Here is a 24,776-nt window from a genome sequence, read left to right as displayed (position 1 = left end):
TTTCGGGTAAACTTGGCCGTGACGGGTTCCCGATACTAGAAATGGCATGTTTCTTGCGGCGCATTTATAGAAAGGGGTCTTAGTGGAACTCGAACAACTTCCGGAAATTCAGAAAATCATCCATATTGGCAAGGCCAACGGTGAAATCACCTACGACGAAATCAACGACATCTTACCCGAAAAGCTCACCAACTCAGACAAGATTGACGACGTTTTCATACTGCTCAACCAGTATGGCATAGAAATCGTTGAGGAGTACGAAAAGAAGCAGGTCGGCCGCCGTGGCGACACTTCTTCGGCCGTTGTGCCCGGTAACTTCGGTTCGCTCGGCGAACAAAAGGTACCGAAGGCGCTGGTTGCAGAACTCAAGGCCCAGGGCTATGAAATTAAGCAGCCCGAAAACAAAGTACCCCTCACGATTCAAGATCTCGCGATGCAGATGCTCACGCGGGGTTACGATCTCGACTCGCTGCAGCTTTTGCTGCAAAAGCCCGAATTTCGCCCTGCTGCCGCAAAGAAGAAAAAATCAACAGGCGCTGCCGGCGCGAGCGCTGCAGACGACCCGATTCGCCTTTACCTGAAAGAAATCGGCAAAATTTCGCTTATTTCTGGCGACAAAGAAGTTGAGCTCGCGCGCCGCATCGAAGGCGGTGAGAACATCATCGAAGACGCGGTGCTGCGCTCATCATTGCTGCGCAGTGCATTCATCAAGGCATACAACCGCGTCGACAAGGGCACTCTGCGCATCACCGATATTGCCCGCGCATCAAAGACCTATTACATCAGCACGAATGAACAGAAAGAGCTGCGCGAGAAGTTTTTGCGCGAGATCAAGCCTGTAACCGATTTCGACAAACAGATTTCGTCGCTGAAAGCAAAACTCAAGCGCTATACGCATAAGAGCAAAAAACACCAGGAAGTCTGGGCGCAGATATTAAAACTCGAAGGTCTCGCAGCAGAGCACGTGATTCGTGTCGGTGTGTCGCAGAAAGAGCTGCAAAAGCACGTCAACAAGATCAAGAGCATGGTCTTTCGTATCAAAGAGATCAAGCGCCACTTCTTGAAACTGAAAGAACGTTATGGCCATGACGTCAAAGGCATAAAGGCATTCAACCGCTACATTGAGCGCAATGAAGACCTGCACATCGTCGAGCGCGAACTCGGCTGTACCGTAGAAGATGTGAAAAACATCATTAAAGACATTCGCAACAACGAACGCAAACTGCGCCGCATGGAGCAAGAGGCGGGTTCGCCGACGCTCATTATCTTGCTCTGGGGTGAAAAAATTGCGCGCGGCCAGCGCGAGATCGACGCAGCGAAAAAAGAGCTCATCAATGCCAACCTGCGCCTTGTCGTTTCGATCGCGAAACGTTTTGCCAACCGCGGCATGCACTTCTTCGACCTGATTCAAGAAGGCAATATCGGCCTCATGCGTGCGGTCGAAAAATTCGAATACCGCAAGGGTTATAAATTTTCAACGTACGCCACCTGGTGGATTCGCCAGGCGATCACGCGCGCGCTTTCAGAACAGGCGCGCACGATTCGTATACCTTCGCACATGATCGAACAGATCAACAAGGTAAACCGCGAAGCGCGTATTTTCTTGCAAGAAACAGGCCGCGAACCGTCAGATGACGAGATCGGCGAACGCCTTGGCTGGCCGGTCATTAAGGTCAAGCAGGTCAAGTCGGTTGCGAAAGACCCGGTATCTCTCGAAACACCGGTCGGCGAAGACGAAGATTCAGAACTTGGAGATTTTGTCGAAGACAAGAAGGCACCAAGCCCATTGCAGTCTACGGCGCAGTCGATTCTCGCAGAACAGTTGAAGCAGGTTTTGGCCACGTTGCCAGCCCGCGAGCAGAAAGTAATCCGCATGCGTTTTGGTCTCGACGATGGTTATACGCATACCCTCGAAGAAGTCGGTTACGTCTTTAAAGTGACACGCGAGCGCATTCGCCAGATTGAAGCAAAAGCGCTGCGTCGCCTCAGGGCGCCGACGCGTATGCGCCGCCTGCGCGACTTTCTCGACCAGACCTGATCGACCGTTGGTCGCCCGGGCGGGGGGTTCAGAAAACTTCGTTTACGCCAAGCAGATTCTTTGTTAACTGCGCGTATGCGCTTGCGGCTATTTTTTTCGGCGCTTCTATTCAGCACAGCTGCGCATTCTCTCGATTTCGCAGAATACAATAATGCGCAAGGGGCTTTCGACCTCAAAGGCCACGTATACTATTACTTCGAAGAATACAATGAGCAGCAGCCGCATGAAGCGCTCGACCTCTTAAAGGGCGGCTATTTCACCCGCAGTGAATCGGCGCGCTTGTCGCTCGGCTACACGCGCAAACCCGTTTGGGTGGCGGTGCCTTTTGTGTGGAAAGGCAAAGGCGCAGCCACCTTCATGCTTGAGATCACAGCGCTCATCGACAGAATTCAGTTCAACTATGTGAGCGAACGAGGACTCATTCTCGACAGCAGCGTCACGGGCCGCGATTACCCGCTCAGCTCACGCGCGCTGCCAAATCACAACTTTGTGTTTCCCGTCAGAATCGAAAAGCCGGCGACCGCAGCGGTTCGCGGCAAACCGGCAGGCGACAGTGAGGCCCCTGGCATCGTTCTGATGCGGCTTGAGAGCCAGGGCAGCATGCTCGTGCCGCTGCAGCTGATGCATGAAACACAGTTCTACAAGACCGACCACATCGAACAGCTGGTGTTTGGTTTTTACTTCGGCATCATGCTCGTCATGGTGCTCTACAACCTTTTTCTCTATGCTTCAACCCGAGAGCGCTCTTACGCATTCTACGTTTTCTACATTCTGTTCTTCGCCCTCTTTCAGTTTGCCCTCTGGGGATATTTTCATGAAGTTGTCTTACCCGAGTCACCGAAACTGGCCAAATACCTGCTGCCGGTATTTTTGCATCTGGCGACCGTCTTTCAGCTGCTGTTTGCGACGCAGTTCTTTCAGGCCCAGCCACTCATACCCAAACAATACAAAGTTGCCGGTCTGCTCTCGTTTATCGCCTTTATTTCATTGATCGCCGGGCCTTTCTTGCCCTATAGGATTTTTATTGCGATAGGAATATTTTCGGGCGCCGGTGCTGCGCTCGCGATTTTCTTCATGGCCCTCACCCTCTATATCAAGAAGGTAAAGGCCGCACGCTATTTTTTGATTGCGTACACCACATTGATTGTGGGGGTTATCTTTTTATCGCTGAGAAATCTCGGCATTATCAACTATTCGTTTATCAGCACCTATTCTGCGCAGATCGGGTCGGCGCTCGAAGTTATCTTGCTCTCGCTGGCGCTTGCAGATAAGATCAATATCTGGCGCGATGAAAAAGAACGGGCGCAGAAACAGGTGATCGACCGCGAACGCGAAATGAACCGGGCATTTCAGCTCTTCGTGCCGCAAAAGTTTCTTGAATTGGCGGGCGAAACCGATTTCACGCGCCTTGAACTCGGTAAATCAACGACTCGCGACATCACCATCCTTTTCTCTGATATCCGCAGTTTTACCGCGCTTTCTGAATCCATGTCGCCCGAAGAGAATTTTCGCTTCTTAAACTCATACCTAAGGCGCATGGGCCCGATCATTCGTGAACACGGTGGTTTTATCGACAAATTCATCGGCGACGCCATCATGGCGTTATTTGCCGAAGGGCCAGGAGGCCCAAGTGACGGCACCGCCAAGGAAGGCGTCTTGGTGCCGGCTGAAGATCATGGAGGATCAAAGCCAGCTGCGGGCACGACGCCCTCAGCGCCGCTGGCCGAAGGGCTAGGAGGCCCGAGTGACGGCACCGTCAAGGAAGGCGTCTTGGTGCCGGCCGAAGGGCCTGGAGGCCCGAGCGAGCCACCCACAATCCGTGCCGCGCGGGCGGCACTCGCGATGCGCGCAGAACTGATTCGCTACAATGAGCACCGCCGTGCACAGGGGTATCAGGCGATCGATATCGGCATCGGCATTCACACAGGTTCGGTACGCCTCGGCACAATCGGTGAAAACGAACGCTGGGAGGGCACGGTGATCGGTGATACTGTAAACCTGGCCTCACGCATCGAAAGCCTTTCATCGACTTTTCACGCAGGAATCGTCATCAGCGAGGCATTGCTCAAAGAGCTGCCGCATGAGCTGGCGGCCCGTGAACTCGACACAATACGGGTCAAAGGCAAGAAAAAGGCCGTCAAAGTGTACGAACTGATGGAACATGACGGCTGAGACCAAAGTCAGGCAGCTCGCGAAGAAAGTTTTCAAGGCGCTCGAGGCTGAATTTGGCCGCCCTGCATGCCCATTGAATTTTCGCAGTACTGAGCAGCTTGCGGTCGCAGTTATACTTTCGGCTCAGTGTACCGACGAGCGGGTTAATCTCGTGACTCCTGCCCTGTTTGAACGCTATGCTGATATGCCCGCTCTGGCAGCGGCGCCCGTTGAAGAACTCGAAAAGTTGATCTATAGCACGGGTTTTTACCGCAACAAGGCGAAGAACATTAAGGCGCTGGCTGAGATTCTGGTGCGCGATCATGCGGGCCTTGTTCCTGAAGATTTTGCCACGCTCACTAAACTGCCGGGTATCGGGCGAAAGACGGCCAATGTCATCATGGCAGAAGCTTTTGGCAAAGCGCCGGGCATTACCGTCGACACACATGTAAAGCGCATTGCGAAGCTGCTCGGGTTTACGCGCAGCGATAACGCGGTTGTGGTCGAACGCGAGCTGATGCAGATATTCGAGCCTGCACTGTGGCGTGACCTGCCTCTGCTCTTGATTTTTCACGGGCGCCGCACCTGTATTGCCCGAAGGCCGCGCTGCAGCGAATGCACGCTCAGGAAAATTTGCCCTTCAGCAAAACCGGCTCAATGAACTCTCATTTGCGTAAAATACTTGGCGAGAGCTGCGACGGGTATGAATTAGCGTTATGCTTTCTCTCAGGTTCTACATCCGCCTTGTTCTTCTTTATATAGGCGCTGCTTATTTTGTTTTCGCCGGTGCGGTACAATACAACGACCCTGACCCGCTGCACTGGATGCTTTTGTATTTCATGTCGGCGGTCATGTGTGTGCTGCATGCCTTAGGCAGAGCGCCGACGGCCCTGCTCTACCTGACTGCGGGAATGGCTGCGGCCGAAATGGCGACAACGGCAGGGGGGCTGCTCGACTGGCTGCGGCTGGGTAACGAGAATGTACTGACCGCACAGATGTCTGCGGCAAAGCCCTATATCGAACTGACACGCGAATTTTTTGGCGCGGCGATTAGCCTCATCGTGATGCTACTTATAGTGTCGCAGGTGAGTCGCCGCCCGCAATCGAAACCAGAAGATACCGAGGGTTAAGGCGGCTAATCGCCAGATGTTGTACGTTGACCGCGCTTGCCGCTGCGGGCGTGTAGGCAGCGCGATTTCAGTGTAACCGTTGCTGAGCGAGACCATAGCGAGTTTGATCGGGCTGGCCGGCAGCTTTGATTCAGCATGGCGAATCACCAAAACCTTTCTGACGGCATTCGTTCCACAACCAAAATCGCGCAGGCGAAAACGAAAGAGCAGACGAATGATGCAACTCACAGCCCATGAACCCAATGCACGGACGGGTGAGCTGTGCGAGTAACCCTCTCTTGCCCCGAGTGCCAGATCTAACTGCGCGTCTGAACGCAGGGCCTCGACCAACCGCATAAAATCTGCCGGCAAAATCGGCAAATCGGCGTCGGTCGTAACGGCAATATCAGCTGCGGCGGCGTTGAGGCCGATGGCGATTGCCTTTTGCTGGCCCACATTTGCTGGCAAGCGCAAGAGGCGCGCAGCCTTTGCAGCCGCAGGCAATTCGATCGCCAACGGACTGCAGTCGTCGACACAGATTATTTCGTAGGCGAGGTTCTTCGCGGTGAAGAACTTTTCGATTTCGACGATGCACTCTGCCAACTGCGGGCCGTTCTGATAAACAGGAACCACAATGCTGATTTCAGGTTTTCGTTGCGCTGGCATCAGATTATTGTAAGCCTGCCACCGGCGGCTATTTGATGACAAGAAGGCAAACGTCAATGAGATTCGCCATTACCCTCGCTGCGGCGCTCGCCGACTGGCTGATCGTTGCGGTGACAATCTGGTCGGCAGAGGTCGTGCAGAGTTTCTGGTGTCACGCTGCCGCAGTCATAATCATTGCTTCGCGCCAGCATGCGTTGGGTGTGATCGCGCATGAGGCGATTCACTGGCCAAAAGGTCACTTGCAGCGCGTGGCCGTTTTGACGTTCAAATATGCCTGCGCGTGGCCGATTCTCATGCATTTTGAATTCTTTCGCGAAATTCACCTTGCGCACCACCGTCACCTGAATACCGGCGCAGACCCCGATTTTTCGCGCAACCGGCCGGGAGACCTGGTCGCCGCAGAATCACTCTGGCAAATCATGCGCTATGTCCTCGGCCTCAACCGCAGGCAAGATCGTTCTGCCCGTGGGGCACCGAGCGGTATATTGAAGATGAGCGCCGGTATGCTCTTATTCTGGTGCGCAGGTTTGTCGCTGGTGTGGATCTATGGGTATACCCGCATTTTTTTGCTCTATTGGCTGTTGCCGCTCTTCACATGGTTCATTGCGGTAAATCGCCTGCGGGGAATTCTCGAGCATGCAGGCATCGCTGCTACTGTGACGCAGGCGACGCGTACGACGCGGGGTAATATCATCAGCAATTTTCTGTTTTTGCCCCATGCGATCGGCATGCACGGCGAACACCACCGCAGCCCGCAAACGCCGTTTTACAGGCTGAAGAATTTACGGTCAGCCAATGCTGACTGGCACACGAGCCACGGCGTTACAAACGCCGCGTTCGAAGTTCTCGCCGCAACTGCGTGGTTCAGGCGAAAATTTGCGAACAGGTTCGTAAAAAAGGCGCGTGCCAGTGAGAAGAACGGTTAGCTTGAAAAGGCCGAGGCAACGGCGACTACGCGGTCACTGTCATCGTAACCGGCAAAGAAGAGTGCTCTGGCACCGTCGCGGCGGGGCATACTCAGCGCCCTGTATTTCACAGGTCTGCTCCCGGCCGGGGCATACAGGTGCAGCTTCTGCAACGGTGCCTTGTTCATGACCGTCACCGCGTAAGACATCACTGTCTCGCGCAGATTGTCCTGGCTTAAGATATCCTCACCCCTCTTCGCGATCTGCCCCAGAAAGAGGTGAACATGCGCAGTTGCGAGTGTCGCAGCCGGTTCGCAGTGCACATACCGCACAAGGTCGCGTTGAATCGACAGATTTGTCGCCTGTGTTTTCGCCAGAAATTTCTTAAAGCCACGCTGCATGAGCTTTTGCTCGACCCGGCGCGTCGCTTCGACCAGCAAGAGGTTGCGTTGCCTCACGCCGGCTTCGGCTGAAATTGCGGCGATTGCGAGCTCGGCTACCTGTTTCTCAAAGCTATACCCCAATACCCCCATGGTCTTTTCACCCTGCCTGACGACGTAAACACCCTCGCCGTCTTGCTGCTGCAACAGATCAAGCCAGCTGAGCATGCCCTGCGCGGCCGTGGCGTCAGCCAGATAGGGGCTCAGCTGGTAGTGCCCGGGATAACCGGAAAAATTTTCAAGACAGATTTTTTGAATTGCAGGCGCATCTGCAGCACCTGCCACTACGACCTGGCACTCGACGCCGGTTGCCGACATGGTATTGTCATCGTGCAGGTCTTTTCTGAAGGTCAATATCAGATCGCGCAGCGCGGCATCGATTGCACCGTTCGAAATGATTGAATTTTTCTGCACCTGCGCCACCTGATCGCGCAGCACGACAATGTCTGCAGCGGGGGCTGTGCCAAGCAGCAAACCGATATCTGCGCCGGCGTCTGAACGCCAGATGTTCAACCCAAAGGTACGCGTTTCATCGGCGGCAAAGTAGAGGCTCGCCACAAGGTCAGCCCGTTTCTAAGGTAGAGCCGCTGAGTCGGCGGGCGGGCCAGACGAAGGTCGTTTGTCCAGAACCTTCCATGGGTTTTCTGCGAGTTCTTTGGTGAATTTGTCGAGTGTACCCGATGTGCTGCGAATATTGCGCATAATCGCGACGATTTCTCCCTGCGATGAATCGAGCAGACCGTTCACCTTTGCGATAGAGCCGTTGAGGTTTGTCAGCAGCATTTTGACGTCGTTCTTGTTGTCGCCGGCGAGCGTTGCAAAGGTTTCGACGAGCCGGTTAATCGTGCCGACGAGATTGGATATCTGCGTCACCATCTGTTCGAGGTTGACGATATTCGTCGCGAAAAGTGTGTCGTCTCGCTTCAGAACGTATTTTTTCGACAAAGAGGGCAGAATGTCGAGTACTGCATCGCCGATCACGTTCTGGTTGGTGATGTTCACTTTTGTGCCCTGGTATATCTTGAATTCTTTGTTGATCAGAACCCTTGCCTTAAACTGCAGGTCACTGCCATAGATCGGGAGCACGTCTTTGACTTCGCCGATAGTGAAGTTCTTGATTTTGATCGCCGTGCCCTTTTTCACACCTGCGAGTTTTTCAAACCGCACCCAATATTCGGTGCGGTCGTCGAGCAGGTTATAACCCGCGATAAACAGCAATACCGAGAGACCGAACACGGTGCCCACGAGCACAAAAAGACCCGTAAATATGTCGTGACGCTCAAATTTCATACTGCCCCATTAAATGCCTGCATCGCGCCTTTGGTCGCAAAGTTGCGGTACTGGGCAAGAAAAACATTATCTGCAGTATTAAGATCGGCAATTTGCCCGTCAAACACAACCTCGCCCCTGTAGAGCAGCATGAACTTTAGCTGCCGCGACTCGAACACCCGGGGATAATACGTTGATATTATATGCGCAATCTGGCGCGCCTTAATGTCTTCAAAAACCAGCTCGAGAATACGGCGCGAGGCCAGAGGACAAAGGCCATCGAATACCATATCGAGCAGCAGCAGCCGCGGCTCGACGATGAGCGCCCGAATAAGGGCCGTGCGTATGTTTTCGGAATCAGAAAGGGCGACCGGGCGCGCTTTAATTTTATGGCGCAGCTCGTAGCGGTCTATCCAGAACTCTGCGGCTGCAAACAGTGCATCATCTTTCATGTCGGTATGGTAACGCAGCGGCAGAATGATGTTCTCCATCACAGAAAGATTATTGATGAGGCCGGCTGTCTGCGTCACATAACCGATTGAAAAGCGCAAGCGCTCGATTTCTTCGTCTTGCTGCAGCCTCAGATTGGCGCCTTCGTAATAGATCTGCCCCGAGCGCGGCAAATATTTCGCCATGATAAGGCCCATAATCTGGTTCTTCCCGCTGCCTTCAGGCCCTGAAAGCACGAGGCCTTCACCTTTGCCGAGTGCAAACGAGATGTTGTCGACGTGGTCTTGTACAACATCGTTGCCGTACCAGACATTCTCGAATCTGAGTATTTCGTCAGGCATGAATCTCTTTGCCGTGCAGAACCTGACTCGACGCCCCGGTTATCTGCAGCTGCACAAGGCTGCCGGGCAGCGCATCTGCAACAGAAAGAGGCTGAAAAACAACCTTGCGGCCATTGCTCATGCGGGCTATCCAATCGCTGGCATCGCGACGCGACGGCTGCTCTGCCATGGCCTCAACAACCTGACCTACATAACGCAGGTTATTCGTGTGCGATCTTTTCAGCTGCAGGTCGATCATGCGAGCGAGCCGCTCTTTTTTGACAGCTTCGGGAACATCATCGGGGTAGAGGCGCTGTGCAATTGTACCCTTGCGCTCAGAATAGGCAAACATAAAAGCAGAGTCGAAATCTGCAAGGCGCATCATTTCAAGTGTCTCTTCGAAATCCGCATCGCTTTCGCCCGGAAAACCCGCAATGACATCGGTGCTGATCGCGACGTCGTGAACGCGCGCGCGCACGCGCTCAACGATTTCGAGAAATTCTTCGCGCGTATAGTTGCGCTTCATTCGCCTCAGCGTGTTATTTGCACCCGCCTGCAACGGCATGTGAACCTGGTTGCAGAATCGCGGTTCTGCCGCCATGAGGTCGATAAGTTCAACGGGAAAATCTTTCGGGTGCGGCGAAGAGAAATAAATGCGCGCGATCGTGGTACGTGCGAGCAACGCTTCAATCAAATCGATAAACCGCGCCTTTTCATGGTGGTACGAATTAACGTTTTGGCCGAGCAGAATGACCGTCTTGACGCCGCTTTCGGCGAGCGCCTGCACTTCGGCGACGATGCTGTCGATCGGGCGCGAGCGTTCACGGCCGCGTGTATAGGGCACAACACAGAACGCGCAAAAATTATCGCAGCCGCGCTGTATCGTCACCGAAGCAGTGATCTTGCTGTCACGGTAGCGCATGTGGTGCTCGAAGGTCGGCACAATGTCGTCGTAGGTTTCGATGCGCGAAAGATTCAGAAAACTGCGGCCCGTATCGGCCGTCGGCGAATCGACGAGTTGCGCCAGATTGCGCAGGGCATCGGGCCCCATGATAAAGTCTACGGGCAGATTTTCGTACAGCAGGTCTTCACGCAGGTTCTGCGCCATGCAGCCCAAAATGCCAACCTTGGCCCCCGCTTTGTGAAATCGGCTGAGCTCTCTGAGCCGGTTATAAACTTTCTGGTGTGCGTTTTCGCGTATTGCGCAAGTATTCAGCAAGATAATATCGGCCTCTGCCGGGCTCGCTGTCTGCGTCGCATTCGATTCGAGAATCTTGCCGGCGAGCAGCGAATCGTATTCATTCATCTGGCAGCCATAGGTCTCAATATAGAACTGTCTGGCAGGCGCCTTCGGCGCAGTCGGCATCTCGGTTTCAGTCTTGCTCACTCGAGCTGAAACTGCCGCTTTGAAACAGCGCGAAAACTCTTTTATCATAGGGGGATTGATAAAGATTGACGTTTCAGAGCGGCCGTGCCAGAGCTGCCACTCAGGCAGAGACGCGTCAGCGCCCTGACCTTGTTTCAGGAGGAAATCCCACTATGAAAAAACTCTACGGCATTGCGCTCTGTGCGCTTCTCTTGCCCATAGCTTCGGTCTTCGCCGAGGTTGGCGGCACCTACACCTGCGAAGGCAAAAACCCCGGTGGCGGTGGCCGTTACGAAGGCACAGTCGTCATCTCGGGCGATGCGTCTTCGGGCTACACGTTCAACTGGACAATCGGCGACAGCCAATATTCAGGTACCGGTACGCTTTCGGGCGATACGCTGACCGTCGACTGGGGCCAGCCCGACCCGGTTGTCTATAAGGTGAAAGACGATGGCGCTGTGCTGAAAGGCAAATGGGGCCCTGGCGGCAAAGGCCGCGAAACCCTCACCCGACAATAATGGCATCAGGGTGCCGCTGCGGCGGCGCCCTGAAACTTTTAGCCCTCTTCTTCGCTGCGGTTACCGATCAGTAGTTCGTCTGGTATATCGATTACCGGTTCACCGATCTGCACCGCGAGGCGCGAACCAATTCGGCCCGGACGGCACTTGAATTTCGCACGCTCTTCAACCTTAAACGTAAATTCTTCACGCACCGTCGTTTTCGGCATCTTGATAATATTGCCGACCTTGAGGTTCATGATATCCTTAAAGCCCAGGCTGACGGTACCGATCTCAACCGAAATCTGCACCTGAACATTGTCGAGCCGGCTCTGTATCATCGTACGGTTAACTTCGCTTTCACCGCGGCGAATCGAAGAGAACCAGTACTGCGCCGAGAGTTTCTGAATGATTGGCTCGATCGTGATGTAGGGAATACAAAGGTTCATCATGCCCTCTGATTCGCCGATCTTTGTTTCCAGAGTAATCAGCATCACCATCTCGTTCGGCGGCACGATCTGCGCAAACTGTGGGTTCGTCTCTATTGTGCCGAGGCGCGGACGCAGGTCGATAACCGTCGACCACGCTTCGCGCAGGTTACCAAGAATATGAACGATAATGCCTTCGACGACCGACATCTCGATATCGGTGAGTTCACGCGTCAGCTTCGCGTGTTCGCCGGCACCGCCGAAGAGGCGGTCGATAATCGTGAACGTGATCGAAGGGTCGACCTCGAGAATCGCTGAACCCTTGAGCGGGTCCATGTTGATGAGTGAGAGCGTCGTTGGGTTCGGTATCGACCGGATAAATTCTTCGTATGTCAGCTGGTCGACCGATTGAACGTGTACCGAGACCATCGCGCGCAGTTTCGCCGACAGCGCAGTGGTCGTCAGACGCGCGAAAGTTTCGTGCATCATCTGAACCGTACGAATCTGGTCTTTCGAGAATTTGTCGGGGCGCTTAAAGTCATAGATTTTGACTTTTTTCTGCTCGGCCTGTGTCGCCGAGAAGTCTTCTTGCTGCGCGTCACCTGACGAGATCGCCGAGAGTAACTGGTCTATTTCGTCTTGTGAAAGAATATCAGTCATGATCTACCTCAATCTGCCAGTCTCGACTCGACGCCTGTAATTTGCCATAAGGCATCGCGCTTCGTCAAATAATAAGTCGTCAGATATTCCCGTTCAAAACCTTCGACGTCGCGCCGCGCGCGTACACGTACCTGCGCGGTGTCGCTCGTCTCACGGCTTTCGCCCGCGAGTACGCGAAAGCGTATCAGTTTGTGGTAGCCGCGGCCGCTGAGGTACTTTCTGAACTCCGCCAAAGCTTTGGTCTGCAATTCGGTAGAATCCTGAGCATAGAGCCGCATGAACTCGGGATAATCGCGCACAATGTCACGCAGCGACACGTACTTAAAGTATTGCGACCAGTCGCGGGTATATTCGGCCGAAAGCATCAGATAGACGATTTCGCGTGCGCTGACCCTGAGGGTTTCGGTCGAGGCATCGCCCACATTGTCGCGCTCTTTCGGCACCTCACGGGTTTGATCGTAAATCAGATTGAGTGAGCTCGAAGATGCCAGAAAGTAGCGTTCAGCCTGCACCGGGTTCGGATAAAAGTGTGCAGTCACGTTCAGATCGCGCACCTTCTCCGAAAAAGAATCCCAGTCCACATAGTCGGCGAGGCGAATACGTTTTTCATACTTTTCACCGGCGTGCAGAATCAGCTTGCGCATCGGGTACATTTCGCCCGAATACCGCGTGTGGTGGGGGTCGCGGTAGTCTTTAGATCCCTGAAAATACATTTCTTCTTTAACGTTGAGCGAGCGGCCTTCGGCGTCGCGCGCGATTATCGTGAAATTCTTCAGCGGGTTTTCGTGCAGGTAGATCGTCACGGGGTATGCGCCCTCATTGACGAGCGACGCATGAAAGGCCACCTCGTCGTTTTTGGCAAAGCGCAACCGCGGCGCAGTCACGTAGAGTTTCAGGCCACTCGAGCTGAAATTCTCGGTGGCATTACCGTGGTGATCGACTTTGTTATTTCGCCACGAAGCGGCATTGGCCACGGCAGGGCCGAGCAGCAATAATGAAAGAACAGACCAACCCACCCGCGGCATAGCTCAAATATCGGTAATAATATGTCTCTTTTTTAGGTGATTTTTCGCCGGGGGCATGGCGCAACTCGATCGTTTTCTACTATACGTTACCACTAACTACCCAAGGTGAGCTGATTCGAGTGCGGGACAGGCGGTGTAGCCGTTGGGGCCCGGCAGCAGATGCGGCATATCAGGGCAAAAAGCATATTTCCGGGTAGAATTCGCGGCTTCGCCGCGGAGTTCAGACGCGAGCGCTTCGCCGCAGACGAAAGGCGCGACATTAACCCCCGAAACGAATACCGCACGTTCAAGAGCGCGCTGCGCTCAGCGCAGCTACAGCTCGCGGGCGAGAAAAAGATGATGCTCGACCGCCGTAAGAAAAACCCCGGTGAAATCTTCGCCATAGACGATGCGATCGACGTGCTCGAGTCGCATTTAATGACACTCGAAGATCCGTATTTTCTGGGCGAAATCAAGACCCGCATCTTCAAGACCGGTGCCACCGCTGCCGCCGCGCTGGGCGCCGTCATCTCGATGGTTTCACGGCAATTCAGCTTTGAGGCGACCCCTTCGCGTTTTGACGGCAAACCGCAGAACCGGCACTTTCTCAAAGACATGAACGACATGAAGCGGCGCATTCAGTTTTTTCTGGGCATGCAGCAAGAGCTGAAGCTACCCGAGGGAGTCACCATTGTCGCTGCCCCGAAGCTCACGGTCAGCGAAGTTTTGGCGCTGAAGCGGGCCGGCGCGCGTGGCATCATTATCGGTGAAACCAGCGACACGGCGCACGAACTCGTGATGCTGCGCGCGATGCGCATACCCTGCGTTTCAGTCAACGACCCGCGCTTTTTCAGGCTCAAGAAATCAACACCACTTCTACTCGATGCAGATATCGGCTACATTGTACTGCACCCTAAACGCAGCGCCCGCTTTATCGAAAGTGTACCCGAAGATGGCGCGCAACGCTGGTCGCTCGGCGCGAAGCTCGGCAAAGGGGCAAACGTCGATTTTTCAGGCACGCTGCACTTTACTAACGAACTTCAGCAGGTGGCAGCGCAGAAACAGCGCATCGGGCTCTACCGCACCGAATACCAGGTGAGTGAGGCGCGCGAGCTGCCTTCTGCGCGCGCCCTGCAAAAACAATACGAACACATCATGCGTGATTTTCCGCAGCTCGAAGTGACCTACAGGCTCTTCGATTTTTCAGACGATAAAAATTTTCTGAACAGCGCAGCCATTGAAGCCAATCGCGAGCTGCGCGGCATACGCTTTCTGCTGCGTGAGCCAAAAGTGCTTACGAGCCAGCTCACGGCACTGATGCGCGCGGCGCGTGAAACCAACGCGCAACTGAACGTTCTTGTGCCCTACGTTTCAGAGCGGCGCGAAATTTTCGCGATCAAGGCGCAGATCGCTGAAATCAACGCCGGTAAAAAGCCGGTCAAAATGCGTTTGGGCGCGATGCTCGAAAATACCGCAGGCGTGCTCGCCGCCTACCGCTGGGTTAACGAGGTCGACTTCTTTTATGTCGGCACGTCAGATCTCTTGAGTTCGCTTGCCTCAGAACGCCGTGAAAACGCCGATGCACTGCACCGGGCGCTGGTGGGCGATGCTTTCGCGGCTCTGGCGAAGCAGCTGAAGGCCCTTACCCTCAGGCGGCCTCTCACCATCTGCGGTGAAGTGGCGGGTGAGCCCTGGGCCCTCGCGTATCTCGTGAGTCTGGGCTTTCGGCATTTCACAGTGCCGACGCACCGCATGCCGATTGTCGCCAACATGGTACAGGCACTGGGCGCAGGCCACCTCGACTTTGCCCGCAAAATTCTCGCTATCAGCGATGAAGCTGAGCGCGTCGAAAAAGCACGCGCGCTGGCGCTCGATATTCTCTATGGCCAGTCCTGAGCGAATTGTCTGCCTCACCGAAGAGACGTGTGAATGGCTATACCTGCTCGGCGAAGAGCAGCGAATCGTCGGCATCAGCGCATACACCGTGCGGCCTGAACGCGCGCCGAAAGAAAAGCCAAAGGTCAGCGCTTTTCTGACCGGCAACATACGCAAGATCAAGGGTCTCGCCCCCGACCTCGTAATCGGCTTTTCTGACATACAATCAGAGCTGGCAGCAAAACTGATCAAAGAAGGATTAACCGTTCTCATCACTAACCAGCGCTCGCTGCAAGAGATCGACGCCACCCTCATGCAGGTTGCCCGCCTCGTCGGTAAAGAAGCACTCGGCGCGAGACTCCTCAACCGCTGGCACCGCAAAGCCGACGCGATTCGAAGCCTCACCTCGGGCCGCAAACGCCCGCGCGTGTTCTTTCAGGAGTGGAACGAACCCGTCATCAGTGCGATCAGGTGGGTTACTGAACTCATCGAAATTTGCGGAGGTGAGAATATTTTCGCGGCACGCTCTGCAGCAATGGCAAAAGACCGCATCGTCACTCTCGCCGCAGTCAAAAAGCATGATCCCGAAGTAATCATCGGGTCATGGTGCGGTAAACCGGTCGATTTTGAATGGATACGCAGCCGGCCAGAACTTGCAAAGGTAACCGCCGTTGTGAACGACAAACTCTTTGAGATTGAATCTGCTGAAATTCTGCAGCCAGGCCCTGCGCTCTATCTCGACGGCATAAACCGAATCTACGCGGCAATTCACGGTCAAGAACTGCCCGCAAAACTTCGCCAGAGGTAAAAAACATGAGAGAACTATATCCTGAAATTACGCGCGTCAAAAAATACAGCCTAAAGGTCTCGTCACTGCACACGCTCTATGTCGAAGAATGCGGCAACCCTAAGGGAATACCCGCCCTCTTCTTGCACGGCGGCCCGGGTGCGGGCATCTCACCCAACCACCGCCGTTTCTTTAACCCCGAAAAATACCGCATCATTCTGTTCGACCAGCGCGGCGCCGGCAAGAGTAAACCCTACGCTGAACTTGCCGAGAACACAATCTGGGACCTCATCGCCGACATCGAGTTGATTCGCCTGAAACTCAAAGTTTCGAAGTGGCTGGTTTTCGGAGGCTCATGGGGCAGCACGCTTGCACTCGCATACGCGATCAGCCACCCCGAACGCATTCTGCACCTGATCGTGCGCGGTATCTTTCTCTGCAGACACGAAGAGATTCTCTGGTTCTACCAGTATGGCGCGCACCAGATTTTTCCCGACCACTGGAAAGACTATGTGAAGGTGATTCCCGAGAACGAGCGGCACGACATGCTCTCGGCGTTCTATCGCCGCCTCACGTCGCCCGACAAGAAGGTGCGCCTCGAAGCCGCGCGCGCCTGGAGCCTGTGGGAGGGCGCGACCATCTGCCTCGAACCCAACAAGGCGATGCACCACGAGTTCGGCGAAATCGCCGTCTCGCTCGCGCGCATCGAATGCCACTACTTCATGCACAACTGCTTTTTTCCCGATGATAACTATCTGCTAAACAACGCGCACAAACTGCAGAACATCTCAGCCGAGATTATTCACGGCCGATATGATATTGTCTGCCCGGTCAAAAATGCATTCGATCTCAAAGAAAAAATGCCCCGCGCGCGCCTGACGATCGTGCCGGCATCGGGGCATGCGGCGTTTGAGCCGGGAATCCGTTCTGCGCTGATCGAGGCGACGGATAGATTTCGAAAGAAGTGAGCTGCCCGTTGCCACCGAATTAATTCGGTGGCAAGGGAGGAAAGTACACCGGCATGCTACACTGGAGAACGAAACTACTGCTCGCCAGTTAGTTTGCGCGGCGCACTAGAATTCATTTACGGCCTGTTTTGTTAGCGGATAGCGCAAACGACCAGCAGATTTGCCGGAATAATTTGTGTGTGCATGCCGATTGAGCATTCGGTTTGCCGGGGGCAATTTGGCTCAAAGTCTATCAGCGCAGAACCTGATTCTCGCCAAAGGAAAAAAAATGGCAGCAAAGGTTGTCTTTTCTAGTATTAGCAGCACGATGCTTTGCATGCGCTGCTTGCTGCTGTTTATTCTGTTCATGTCTATCATGCCGGTTCATGCCGGCGTTAACCCAGACGGTAGTTTTTCTGAGACATTGCCGATTGAAATACCCGTGGGGCGCAATGGCGTGCAGCCGCAGCTGGCGCTCACTTACAATTCGAATGCTGGTAATGGAATAGTGGGTGTTGGTTTTAGTCTGCAGGGCTTGCCCGCAATTACGCGCATCAGCTATGGACGCGGCATCAACTACGATGGGCAAGATACTTATGTCGGGCCTGAAGGGCGGCTTGTCCCCCTCCCGACCTCCCCCACGAGTGGGGGAGGTGTGTACCATGCTGAGAATGAAACGTGGTCGAAGTATGAGCCGTTGGGTAATGATGGTCAGGCGCTGACCGTCAGCAATCGCTGCGGCCCTTCGACAGGCTCAGGGCAGGTGGAGCCGCCTGTGGTGAGCCCCGTCGAACCATGCCAGTGGCGTGTGACCGATCGCAGCGGCGTCGTCTATTCGTATGGCGCGAATAGTCAATCTCGCGCGCTGGCAATCGATGCGGCGGGAAATCCGCTTCATTCGGGTGCCGTGCGCCAATGGGCGTTAACGCGCGTGACAGACCTCAACGGCAATTATTACGAAGTGGAATATTACCAGAACGCCGGGCAGATTTACCCGAAGCGCATTCGCTACACCTATGGGCCGGGTGCGTCGAAGTATTACACGATCACATTCGCGTATGACGAAAGCAGCCGCCCCGACAAAGAGATCAGCTACGCGTCTTCGTCGTTCGTGCAAACCAATTGGCGCCTGCGCGAAGTCTTAGTCGACGCAGAGCAGCCGATCTGGTGGATTTTCAGTTGGACCGTGCAGGTGAGAAGGTATGAGTTGGGATATGATACGAACCACAGCAATACCTCGAGCGAGCTTGCTAGCTGGTCTGTGACGGCTGGCAATCAGGTTTCGACAACGCAGTTACGTTGGCTGCAAGAATCTCAAGGGTTTGAGACCAGCTCGCAGTATAGTCCGCCTTGGGTTCAACATTACTGGGGGGTTAGCAACGGGGTACAGGGTGACTATGTGGATTTTGATGGTGATGGCTTAGTCGATTTCCTATTGAGTTTTCGTGATCTGCCGGGAAATAATTACCAGGTGGCCTACCGAAACACAGGTCATGGCTGGGTTCAAGATGCCCGATATACCCCCCAGTGGATTCAACATTTTTGGGGAGTTACCAACGGCCGCTACGGGCACTACGTGGATATTACTGGCGACGGGCTGATAGACTACGTAGTTAGTTCACGAGATTTAGCCGGGAATGTCTCGAAGATTGCCTATATCAATACCAGAAACGGCTGGCAGCTTAAGGCGGAGTATACACCACTCTGGGTTCATGCATACTGGGGAGTCGAAAACGGAGTTCAGGGCGATTATTTAGATTTTGATGGTGATGGTCTGACAGATTACGTGGTCAGCTTCCGTGATTTGGCTGGACAGAATTATACAGCAGCGTACAGAAACAATGGTCATGGCTGGGTGTTAGATTCACGCTTCGCACCCGGTTGGATACAGAATTACTGGGGAAGAACGACCACCATCAACTCACCGGGGGGCCCTTGGCTACAGATAACCGGCACAATCAACGGTCGATTTGGTGATTATATTGATGTAAACGCCGATGGTTTGCCGGATTTCATTGCCAGTTCTCGCGATCTGGCAGGGAACGTATCGCGACTTGCATACATAAACACAGGCAGCGGCTGGTTAGAGACAGCGGAATTTACACCGCCTTGGATTCGACATTATTGGGGTGTAACTAACGGTACAACTGGCGACTATCTTGATGTCAATGGTGATGGGTTACCCGATTATGTTGCAAGTTTTCGTGACTTGGCTAATAACCACAGCCAAACAACATGGTTGAACACCGGCCGCGGGTGGCGTGAAAATACTGCATTCAGGGCTTCATGGACTCATTATTACTGGGCATGGGAATGTGCAACCTGGTGTCATCAGAGTACGGCGGCTTGGGGTGGTGGCAATAGTGGGGAATATATAGATATCAATGGTGATGGTCGAGTGGACTATGTCTTGAGCTTCAGCGATTTGCCCGGAAACAACACGGTAGCAGCTTGGATCAATACAAACGCTGGCTGGACTTCATCGTCAGATTATGTGACTTCATGGATTCACAACTATTGGGGTGTTTCGGCGCCTTACGGCGACTTCGTGGACTTCAATGGCGATTATGTCCCTGACTACATGATTAGCTCTCGTGATTTGCCTGGCAATATTGCGATCGCTGCTGTGGCAAATCGAAAAAAAATAGGCAAATCGCTTCTGCAAGAAATTTTGAGCCCAACAGGCACCAAAATCATAATCCAATACAAGACCGCGACCAAGCTCCCCAAAGCCATCTGTACCACCGCCTGCACTGGGCCACAAGGCGAAGCCTTGGGGACCAGTGCAGGCCTACCCAACTCTTCACCCCGCTATCTCGTGACCGAAGTTACGACGACTGGCGACCGTGACCTGACGGGCGATGGTGTGGTAGATAGTTTCACGACGCGGTATGAATACTACAACGGGCGCGTGGCGACGGGTACGGTTGCGGAGAGGGCGTCCTTAGGATTTGAGAAGATCGTCACGAGGGATGTAAATAGCGGGAATTACAAGATCGATACTTACCGGCAAGACAAACCTTTCCAGGGGTATATGTCTGTCAGTCGAAGCTATTTAGCCGATAACACGCTGGTTTCGGAACAATACTCGCCTACGACATTGCAACAGTATTATTGTTCAGAGGTTGGCTGTTCCACCAATGCGGCAAATGACCCAACGCCTTCATCGCCCCGCCAAATTCGCGCAACGGGTGAATCAGAAACACGTTCTTATGAAAATGGCATATTGATAGGCCGCAAGTTTCAGGAAGTTCTGAGTCAAGATATATACGGCAGTCCGTTGATTATGAAGACTGGGGTTACCGCGAATGGTACCACGCGCACCGTTTACAAATTCATTCAGTACATTAATGAGAACACCGCGACTAATCGGGCGCTGGGTGTCGCTTATTCTGAAAAAACCTGCTACACGGCGACGGAATGCGCGACCGGGGACAATGATTTTATTTCTGAAAGCCGTATCTCCTATGACGGCGGCGCTTTGGGAACGATTGGGTCAAGACATCTGCCGACAAAGCGGGAAAACTATGTTTTGACCGGTGACGGTGTCGGCGTCTGGCTTGCTGAGCAATATACTTACGATACAGCTGGAAATATTTTGACGCATCTAGATGCCCGAGGATTTTTAAACACTATCGTTTATGACCCAGATTACAACCAATTTCCGGTAAGTGTGACGAAAAGTCATGCGGGTAAATCATCAACCGTAACGGCGGCGTATGACCCAAGATATGGAAAGAAAATCCTGGAAACTATCGTCGATGAGGGAACTACAATTACCACCAATCTGGACGCTACAGGTTTTGTTACCCAAGTCACCGTTGAAAACGGTTCAACCACGCTTGCAAAAAATTCTTCCCATCGTGCCGCTGCCGGCGCCTCGCCGATCTGGGGAGAAAGCTGCACACACTTTGGTGCGGCTTTTACGCAGAGCCGATGCACAAAGAATTTCAAAGACGCGATGGGGAGGACTTATCGCGAAGAATACCCAGAGCTAGTAAATGGCGTCGAAAAGCAGATGGCGATCGAGCACAAGTACGATAGCCGTGGTCGCGCAGTTGCAATTTCGCAGCCATTTGACGCCACGAGTGGTAGCGCAAGCCAATGGAGCACAAGAACTTACGACATTTACGGTCGCGTTGTACAGGCACAATCTTTCGATGGTAAAACGACAAGCACAGTTTTTCAAACAACGGGCTTACCGGCAGGCATAGTATCATGCACTGTTGCCACCGATACCGATGGCAAGCAGCAACAGGCGTGTAATAACATTCATGGCAAAGCTGCATTCACAGTGGAAAGCTATGGTGCGCCAGAGGCTACGCGGATAGATTACATCTACGACGGTCGTGGTCGCTTGGCTGCCGTGACTGCACCGCAGGGAATCACAACTATCGGTTATGTGAGCATATCCGGCATACAGGCTTTCGTAGACGACCCCATTTCGGGACGGACGGATTTTACTTATTACAATGTTCCGGGTTCGGCAAGTTTCGGACAACTTGCAAGCGAGACCCGCGCAGGCAAAACGACGAGTTTTGAATATAGCGCGTCATTTGGCCGCATGTCGAAAATCACCCGACCTGATTCGGTCACAACTTTCACCTATGACGAGACCGACGCAGAGGTGGGTAGCCATGGCATCAACAAACCGACTACGTTGATTCATCAGGTAAACGGCTACACACTTCGGGAACGCTACAGATACAACGCTAAGTCGGATATCACGGAAATGAAGCGCTGGATTTCGCACGCAACTGAAACACTTTGCTCTGATCCCGGTGCCATGCCTTGTTTTCAAAGGTATGCCTTTAGCACTGATAATCTAGACCGTGCAGAAACCATCACTTACCCGGACGGCAACACGACAGAACTCACCTATGTAGGGGCGACCGAGCACGTCGCAGAGATTAAGCACGCCGGATTAACCTTCGCCACGTACAGCAACTACACTTATGATGTCATGGCGCACATTGGCAAAGTGACGTATGGTAATGGCTTAGTACACGACTACACCTACCAGCCAGCAACGGGCGTAATGCAGACAGTAAGCATCGGGAAGGCAAATCAACCTGAAAAACTTAATCTGACATATGCTTACGATGCTTCGTTTAACATATCGAGTATTACTGACAATGTAATCCCCGACCTTTCTGTAACCTATCAATATGACGTATTGAACCGGATACGACAGTCGTCGTATGGCTCTGGAAAAATAAGAGATTTTCGTTTCGATCAAGATGGCGCTGGCAATAGCAAAGGTAATCTTTTGCGCAAAGGCAACCGCCGAATGACTTACGCAGTGGGCAAAACATATCCTGTTGCAGACGAACTTTATAACGAGACCACGAGCCAGTGGGAGCCACACCAGACAATGACTTGGTCGGCGGCAGGCAGTCTCTTAACCAAGGGTAATTTCAGCTACGAATACGATTCAAACCAGATGATGACGAAGGCCGTAGAAGCCAATACGGCAGAAACAGAGTTCGTTTATGATCACACCGGCCAACGTTTTCTGAAAAAACATACGCGTGACGGCGTTACCATTAAGACATGGTATGTCGCCGACGGGCTTGAGTTGAGAGAAAAATACGTCGGTGTTACAAGCGGCAATCCTCCCGGAATCTTCGACAGTTGGCAGGCGACGAAATACATTTATGGCCAAGATCGTAAGCGCATTGCTTCGATCACAGGCAATGTGAAGACGTCTGCAATTTCGCCAACCCCAACCGAGCTTTTTGCTTTAGCTGAAGGTTATTCGGCTTCGACCTTTGGCGGCATGGCCATGAAAACCTATTATACATTCTATGGTATCTATGCACACGAGAATTTAGGCAGAGTTCTGCGAATCATTCTTTTGAGCGCATTAGCTCTGGTGCTTCTGTTGTGGCTTTATTACAATTCGCTAAGTGCGGATGAAAATTTTGGCGGCGCATTTTTCCGGCGTTTGATCGCTGTTTCAATGATCACTGTTTTCGTTTCGGTAAATTGCGGTCAGAATGCCCCGCCGACCGGCGTCACACCGGGGCAAATCAGCACGATTATTTCTGAACTCTACACGGGATTACCAGCAGGAACAGTTTACTACTCACACAATCATTTAGGCAGCGGAAGTTTAGTCACGGATACGAACGGCGATGAAATTTTCCGCATTACTTACACAGAGTATGGTGAAATCGATCTAGAAAATTCAGGCAAATGGAATTCAACGACACAGACGCTTGAACAGAACATGAGCGACGCGGAGATCTTGATTACTGCGGTCAAATTTACGGGACAGGAATACGACCCGGAGACAGGGTTCTACTACTACAACGCACGATACTATTCTGCAGAGCTTGGCGTATTTACGACCAGCGACACGGAATTCGATTCGGGTAGCGGCTACGGGTTTAATCGGCACATGTACGTGGGCGGCAATCCGATTATGGCAAGTGATCCGTCAGGACATTTCGTTTGGTTCATCGTTGCAGCGGTTGTTATTGGTGCGATCATGGGCGGCACGAAAGGAAACCCATTCAAAGGCGAGAACTGGAAGAATTTCAGTGGTACGGGCGCATTGATCGGCGCTCTTGCTGGCTTAGCAGGCGCACTCACCGGCGGCGCAGCGGCAGCAGGGTTAACAGGACTTAACGCTGCCGTGGTTGGCGGCATGGCTGGCGGTGCAGCTGGTGGCTTTGTCGGTGGCGCTGGGACTGCTTGGGCGAACGGCGCGAGTTTTGGTGATGGGTTGCTTGCTGGTTTTGCAGGTGGGGTTATGGGTGCGATAGTCGGCGCTGCTGCCGGCGCTGCGTTCTACGGTGCTGGTCAATTATTTGGCGGTTCCGGCGGTGGTGCCGGTGCAGCCACAGCAGATGCCGGCGGAAGGCCATGCCCGATAGGGCAATGTTCTTGGGGCGGCGAAGTAACTGCAACAGACGCCGGTAGTGGTATGGCCGCTGCTGCGCCTGCGGCTGCCCCCTCGACGGCTGGCGGCGCCAGTGGTGCAGCCGCCAATGCGGCAGCTCTGGGTGGTGGCACCGGTGGTTCGTATGGTGGCGCCCAAGCAGCAACGCTCGTATCACGCTCTAATTCAACGAGCAAAGCACCGCCAGGTAAGACGGTCTACGGCTTTGATCAAGAGACAGGTGTACTATATCCAACGCAAATGGGTCGGGAAACGTTCGCTAGTCTAAAGGACTATTGTTGGTCGGCACCATATGATTCTATGCGCGGTTGCAGTGAGCCGGGAATTACGAGTGCCCCAGTGTTTCCTTCAGATTGGCTGCCGTTTAATTTGAAGAGCCTTTTTAAGTTCGGCGCAACGCGCGGCGCTCGCATGGTACCACAAGCATATAAATTTGGTAAACATGTGCTTGGCCGAATGGAGTCGAGAGGTGTAAATAGCGCAATGGTAGATAAGGCTCTGAGACTGGGGAAGCGGTACTATGATCCCAAAAATAAAACGACAAACTTTGTCCTGAGCGGTGGCTTTGCCAGCGGGAAAGATTTGCTTGTAGGTGTTGGGCCTACTGGTACAATAAGCACTGTGATTCGCGGCTCCAAACTGGTAAGACCGCGTTTTGTGCCGATAAATTAGGTAATTTTATGAATTTGAATGAATTTAAAGATTGCTTAGCCAAAATTAGAGAAAACAAGGAAAATCGAGCAGCGCAAGTGCAAAATTTCCAGAATAAAATTTGGAACGATGAATTCGACAACATGCCAGAGAATGAAAAAGAGATTCTGAGAACCCTTGCTTACGATCTAGATTATTACGAACCTGCTCAAGAGCTGCGGAGCGAAGACCCAAGTTACTATGGCGATGAACGGCTTGTTCTGGAAATAGAGAAAGTGCTATCGTTGCTCTAAACAAGATGCCTTC

The 24,776-nt window shown here is 53.2% G+C and carries 18 protein-coding genes; 11 read left to right on the top strand and 7 right to left on the bottom strand.

Features of this window, described 5'->3' with window-relative positions; translation table 11 throughout:
* Positions 1-82: 82 nt before the first annotated feature.
* The 4 genes from rpoD (at position 83) to TURPA_RS14005 (ending at position 5,319) form a co-directional block, all read left to right on the top strand.
* Positions 83-2,038 (top strand): RNA polymerase sigma factor RpoD, encoded by a 1,956-nt coding sequence (rpoD, locus tag TURPA_RS14020; RefSeq protein WP_014803961.1) that lies wholly within the window; start codon positions 83-85, stop codon positions 2,036-2,038.
* Between the two features lie 75 nt (positions 2,039-2,113).
* Positions 2,114-4,210, top strand: coding sequence for a 7TM diverse intracellular signaling domain-containing protein (locus tag TURPA_RS22040; protein ID WP_014803960.1), 2,097 nt, complete (start codon positions 2,114-2,116; stop codon positions 4,208-4,210).
* Positions 4,200-4,850, top strand: coding sequence for an endonuclease III (gene nth, locus TURPA_RS14010; RefSeq protein ID WP_014803959.1), 651 nt, complete (start codon positions 4,200-4,202; stop codon positions 4,848-4,850). The genes TURPA_RS22040 and nth overlap by 11 nt, the downstream gene beginning before the upstream one ends.
* A gap of 55 nt (positions 4,851-4,905) precedes the next feature.
* The gene (locus TURPA_RS14005) at positions 4,906-5,319 is read left to right on the top strand and encodes a transmembrane 220 family protein (RefSeq protein ID WP_014803958.1); all 414 of its coding nucleotides are present in this window, start codon (positions 4,906-4,908) and stop codon (positions 5,317-5,319) included.
* Here TURPA_RS14005 and TURPA_RS22035 read toward each other — a convergent pair.
* The gene (locus tag TURPA_RS22035; protein WP_157210506.1) at positions 5,257-5,931 is read right to left on the bottom strand and encodes a glycosyltransferase family 2 protein; all 675 of its coding nucleotides are present in this window, start codon (positions 5,929-5,931) and stop codon (positions 5,257-5,259) included. The two genes, TURPA_RS14005 and TURPA_RS22035, sit on opposite strands and share 63 nt — an antisense overlap.
* An 89-nt stretch (positions 5,932-6,020) precedes the next feature.
* Between TURPA_RS22035 and TURPA_RS13995 the strand changes: the two genes are divergently transcribed.
* Positions 6,021-6,890, top strand: a complete 870-nt coding sequence (locus TURPA_RS13995; RefSeq protein ID WP_014803956.1) for a fatty acid desaturase — start codon at positions 6,021-6,023, stop codon at positions 6,888-6,890.
* On the opposite strand, the gene TURPA_RS13990 is transcribed toward TURPA_RS13995, so the two are convergent.
* The 4 genes from TURPA_RS13990 to miaB are packed head-to-tail and all read right to left on the bottom strand — an operon-like array spanning position 6,887 to position 10,714.
* Positions 6,887-7,867: a hypothetical protein gene (locus TURPA_RS13990; protein WP_014803955.1), complete on the bottom strand. Its 981-nt coding sequence runs from the start codon at positions 7,865-7,867 to the stop codon at positions 6,887-6,889. The two genes, TURPA_RS13995 and TURPA_RS13990, sit on opposite strands and share 4 nt — an antisense overlap.
* A 15-nt stretch (positions 7,868-7,882) precedes the next feature.
* Positions 7,883-8,599, bottom strand: coding sequence for an MlaD family protein (locus TURPA_RS13985; protein WP_014803954.1), 717 nt, complete (start codon positions 8,597-8,599; stop codon positions 7,883-7,885).
* Positions 8,596-9,369 carry a cell division ATP-binding protein FtsE gene (locus tag TURPA_RS13980; RefSeq protein WP_014803953.1) on the bottom strand — a complete coding sequence of 258 codons (774 nt, stop codon included), beginning with the start codon at positions 9,367-9,369 and terminating at the stop codon, positions 8,596-8,598. The genes TURPA_RS13985 and TURPA_RS13980 overlap by 4 nt, the downstream gene beginning before the upstream one ends.
* Positions 9,362-10,714, bottom strand: a complete 1,353-nt coding sequence (miaB, locus tag TURPA_RS13975) for a tRNA (N6-isopentenyl adenosine(37)-C2)-methylthiotransferase MiaB (RefSeq protein WP_041949382.1) — start codon at positions 10,712-10,714, stop codon at positions 9,362-9,364. Before miaB ends, TURPA_RS13980 begins: the two co-directional genes overlap by 8 nt.
* A gap of 173 nt (positions 10,715-10,887) precedes the next feature.
* On the opposite strand from miaB, the gene TURPA_RS13970 reads away from it, so the two are divergent.
* Positions 10,888-11,232: a hypothetical protein gene (locus tag TURPA_RS13970; protein WP_014803951.1), complete on the top strand. Its 345-nt coding sequence runs from the start codon at positions 10,888-10,890 to the stop codon at positions 11,230-11,232.
* Positions 11,233-11,270: 38 nt separating this feature from the next.
* On the opposite strand, the gene fliM is transcribed toward TURPA_RS13970, so the two are convergent.
* Both fliM and TURPA_RS13960 read right to left on the bottom strand, forming a co-directional pair.
* Positions 11,271-12,299, bottom strand: coding sequence for a flagellar motor switch protein FliM (fliM, locus tag TURPA_RS13965; protein ID WP_014803950.1), 1,029 nt, complete (start codon positions 12,297-12,299; stop codon positions 11,271-11,273).
* Between the two features lie 8 nt (positions 12,300-12,307).
* Positions 12,308-13,315, bottom strand: a complete 1,008-nt coding sequence (locus TURPA_RS13960) for a hypothetical protein (RefSeq protein WP_157210505.1) — start codon at positions 13,313-13,315, stop codon at positions 12,308-12,310.
* Between the two features lie 168 nt (positions 13,316-13,483).
* On the opposite strand from TURPA_RS13960, the gene TURPA_RS13955 reads away from it, so the two are divergent.
* The 5 genes from TURPA_RS13955 (at position 13,484) to TURPA_RS13935 (ending at position 24,763) form a co-directional block, all read left to right on the top strand.
* Positions 13,484-15,199 (top strand): putative PEP-binding protein, encoded by a 1,716-nt coding sequence (locus tag TURPA_RS13955; protein ID WP_014803948.1) that lies wholly within the window; start codon positions 13,484-13,486, stop codon positions 15,197-15,199.
* Positions 15,186-15,986 carry a cobalamin-binding protein gene (locus TURPA_RS13950; protein WP_014803947.1) on the top strand — a complete coding sequence of 267 codons (801 nt, stop codon included), beginning with the start codon at positions 15,186-15,188 and terminating at the stop codon, positions 15,984-15,986. The genes TURPA_RS13955 and TURPA_RS13950 overlap by 14 nt, the downstream gene beginning before the upstream one ends.
* A gap of 5 nt (positions 15,987-15,991) precedes the next feature.
* Complete coding sequence (gene pip / locus TURPA_RS13945) at positions 15,992-16,933, top strand: prolyl aminopeptidase (RefSeq protein ID WP_014803946.1); 942 nt, start codon at positions 15,992-15,994, stop codon at positions 16,931-16,933.
* Between the two features lie 190 nt (positions 16,934-17,123).
* Entirely contained in the window at positions 17,124-24,491 is a 7,368-nt protein-coding gene (locus tag TURPA_RS13940) for a SpvB/TcaC N-terminal domain-containing protein (RefSeq protein WP_041948534.1), read from the top strand.
* An 8-nt stretch (positions 24,492-24,499) separates the two neighbouring features.
* Entirely contained in the window at positions 24,500-24,763 is a 264-nt protein-coding gene (locus TURPA_RS13935; RefSeq protein ID WP_014803944.1) for a hypothetical protein, read from the top strand.
* Positions 24,764-24,776: the final 13 nt, after the last annotated feature.

The sequence above is a fragment of the Turneriella parva DSM 21527 genome (assembly GCF_000266885.1).
Classification (GTDB): Bacteria; Spirochaetota; Leptospiria; order Turneriellales; family Turneriellaceae; genus Turneriella; species Turneriella parva.
This window is presented reverse-complemented; position numbering and strand designations above follow the sequence as displayed.

Coding starts and splice junctions, on each gene's coding strand:
- miaB (WP_041949382.1), bottom strand. CDS start 10,714: ATGCCGACTGCGCCGAAGGCGCCTGCCAGACAGTTCTATATTGAGACC.
- TURPA_RS13955 (WP_014803948.1), top strand. CDS start 13,484: ATGCGGCATATCAGGGCAAAAAGCATATTTCCGGGTAGAATTCGCGGC.
- TURPA_RS13950 (WP_014803947.1), top strand. CDS start 15,186: ATGGCCAGTCCTGAGCGAATTGTCTGCCTCACCGAAGAGACGTGTGAA.
- nth (WP_014803959.1), top strand. CDS start 4,200: ATGACGGCTGAGACCAAAGTCAGGCAGCTCGCGAAGAAAGTTTTCAAG.
- TURPA_RS22040 (WP_014803960.1), top strand. CDS start 2,114: ATGCGCTTGCGGCTATTTTTTTCGGCGCTTCTATTCAGCACAGCTGCG.
- TURPA_RS13980 (WP_014803953.1), bottom strand. CDS start 9,369: ATGCCTGACGAAATACTCAGATTCGAGAATGTCTGGTACGGCAACGAT.
- TURPA_RS13995 (WP_014803956.1), top strand. CDS start 6,021: ATGAGATTCGCCATTACCCTCGCTGCGGCGCTCGCCGACTGGCTGATC.
- TURPA_RS13985 (WP_014803954.1), bottom strand. CDS start 8,599: ATGAAATTTGAGCGTCACGACATATTTACGGGTCTTTTTGTGCTCGTG.
- fliM (WP_014803950.1), bottom strand. CDS start 12,299: ATGACTGATATTCTTTCACAAGACGAAATAGACCAGTTACTCTCGGCG.
- pip (WP_014803946.1), top strand. CDS start 15,992: ATGAGAGAACTATATCCTGAAATTACGCGCGTCAAAAAATACAGCCTA.
- TURPA_RS14005 (WP_014803958.1), top strand. CDS start 4,906: ATGCTTTCTCTCAGGTTCTACATCCGCCTTGTTCTTCTTTATATAGGC.
- TURPA_RS13935 (WP_014803944.1), top strand. CDS start 24,500: ATGAATTTGAATGAATTTAAAGATTGCTTAGCCAAAATTAGAGAAAAC.
- TURPA_RS13970 (WP_014803951.1), top strand. CDS start 10,888: ATGAAAAAACTCTACGGCATTGCGCTCTGTGCGCTTCTCTTGCCCATA.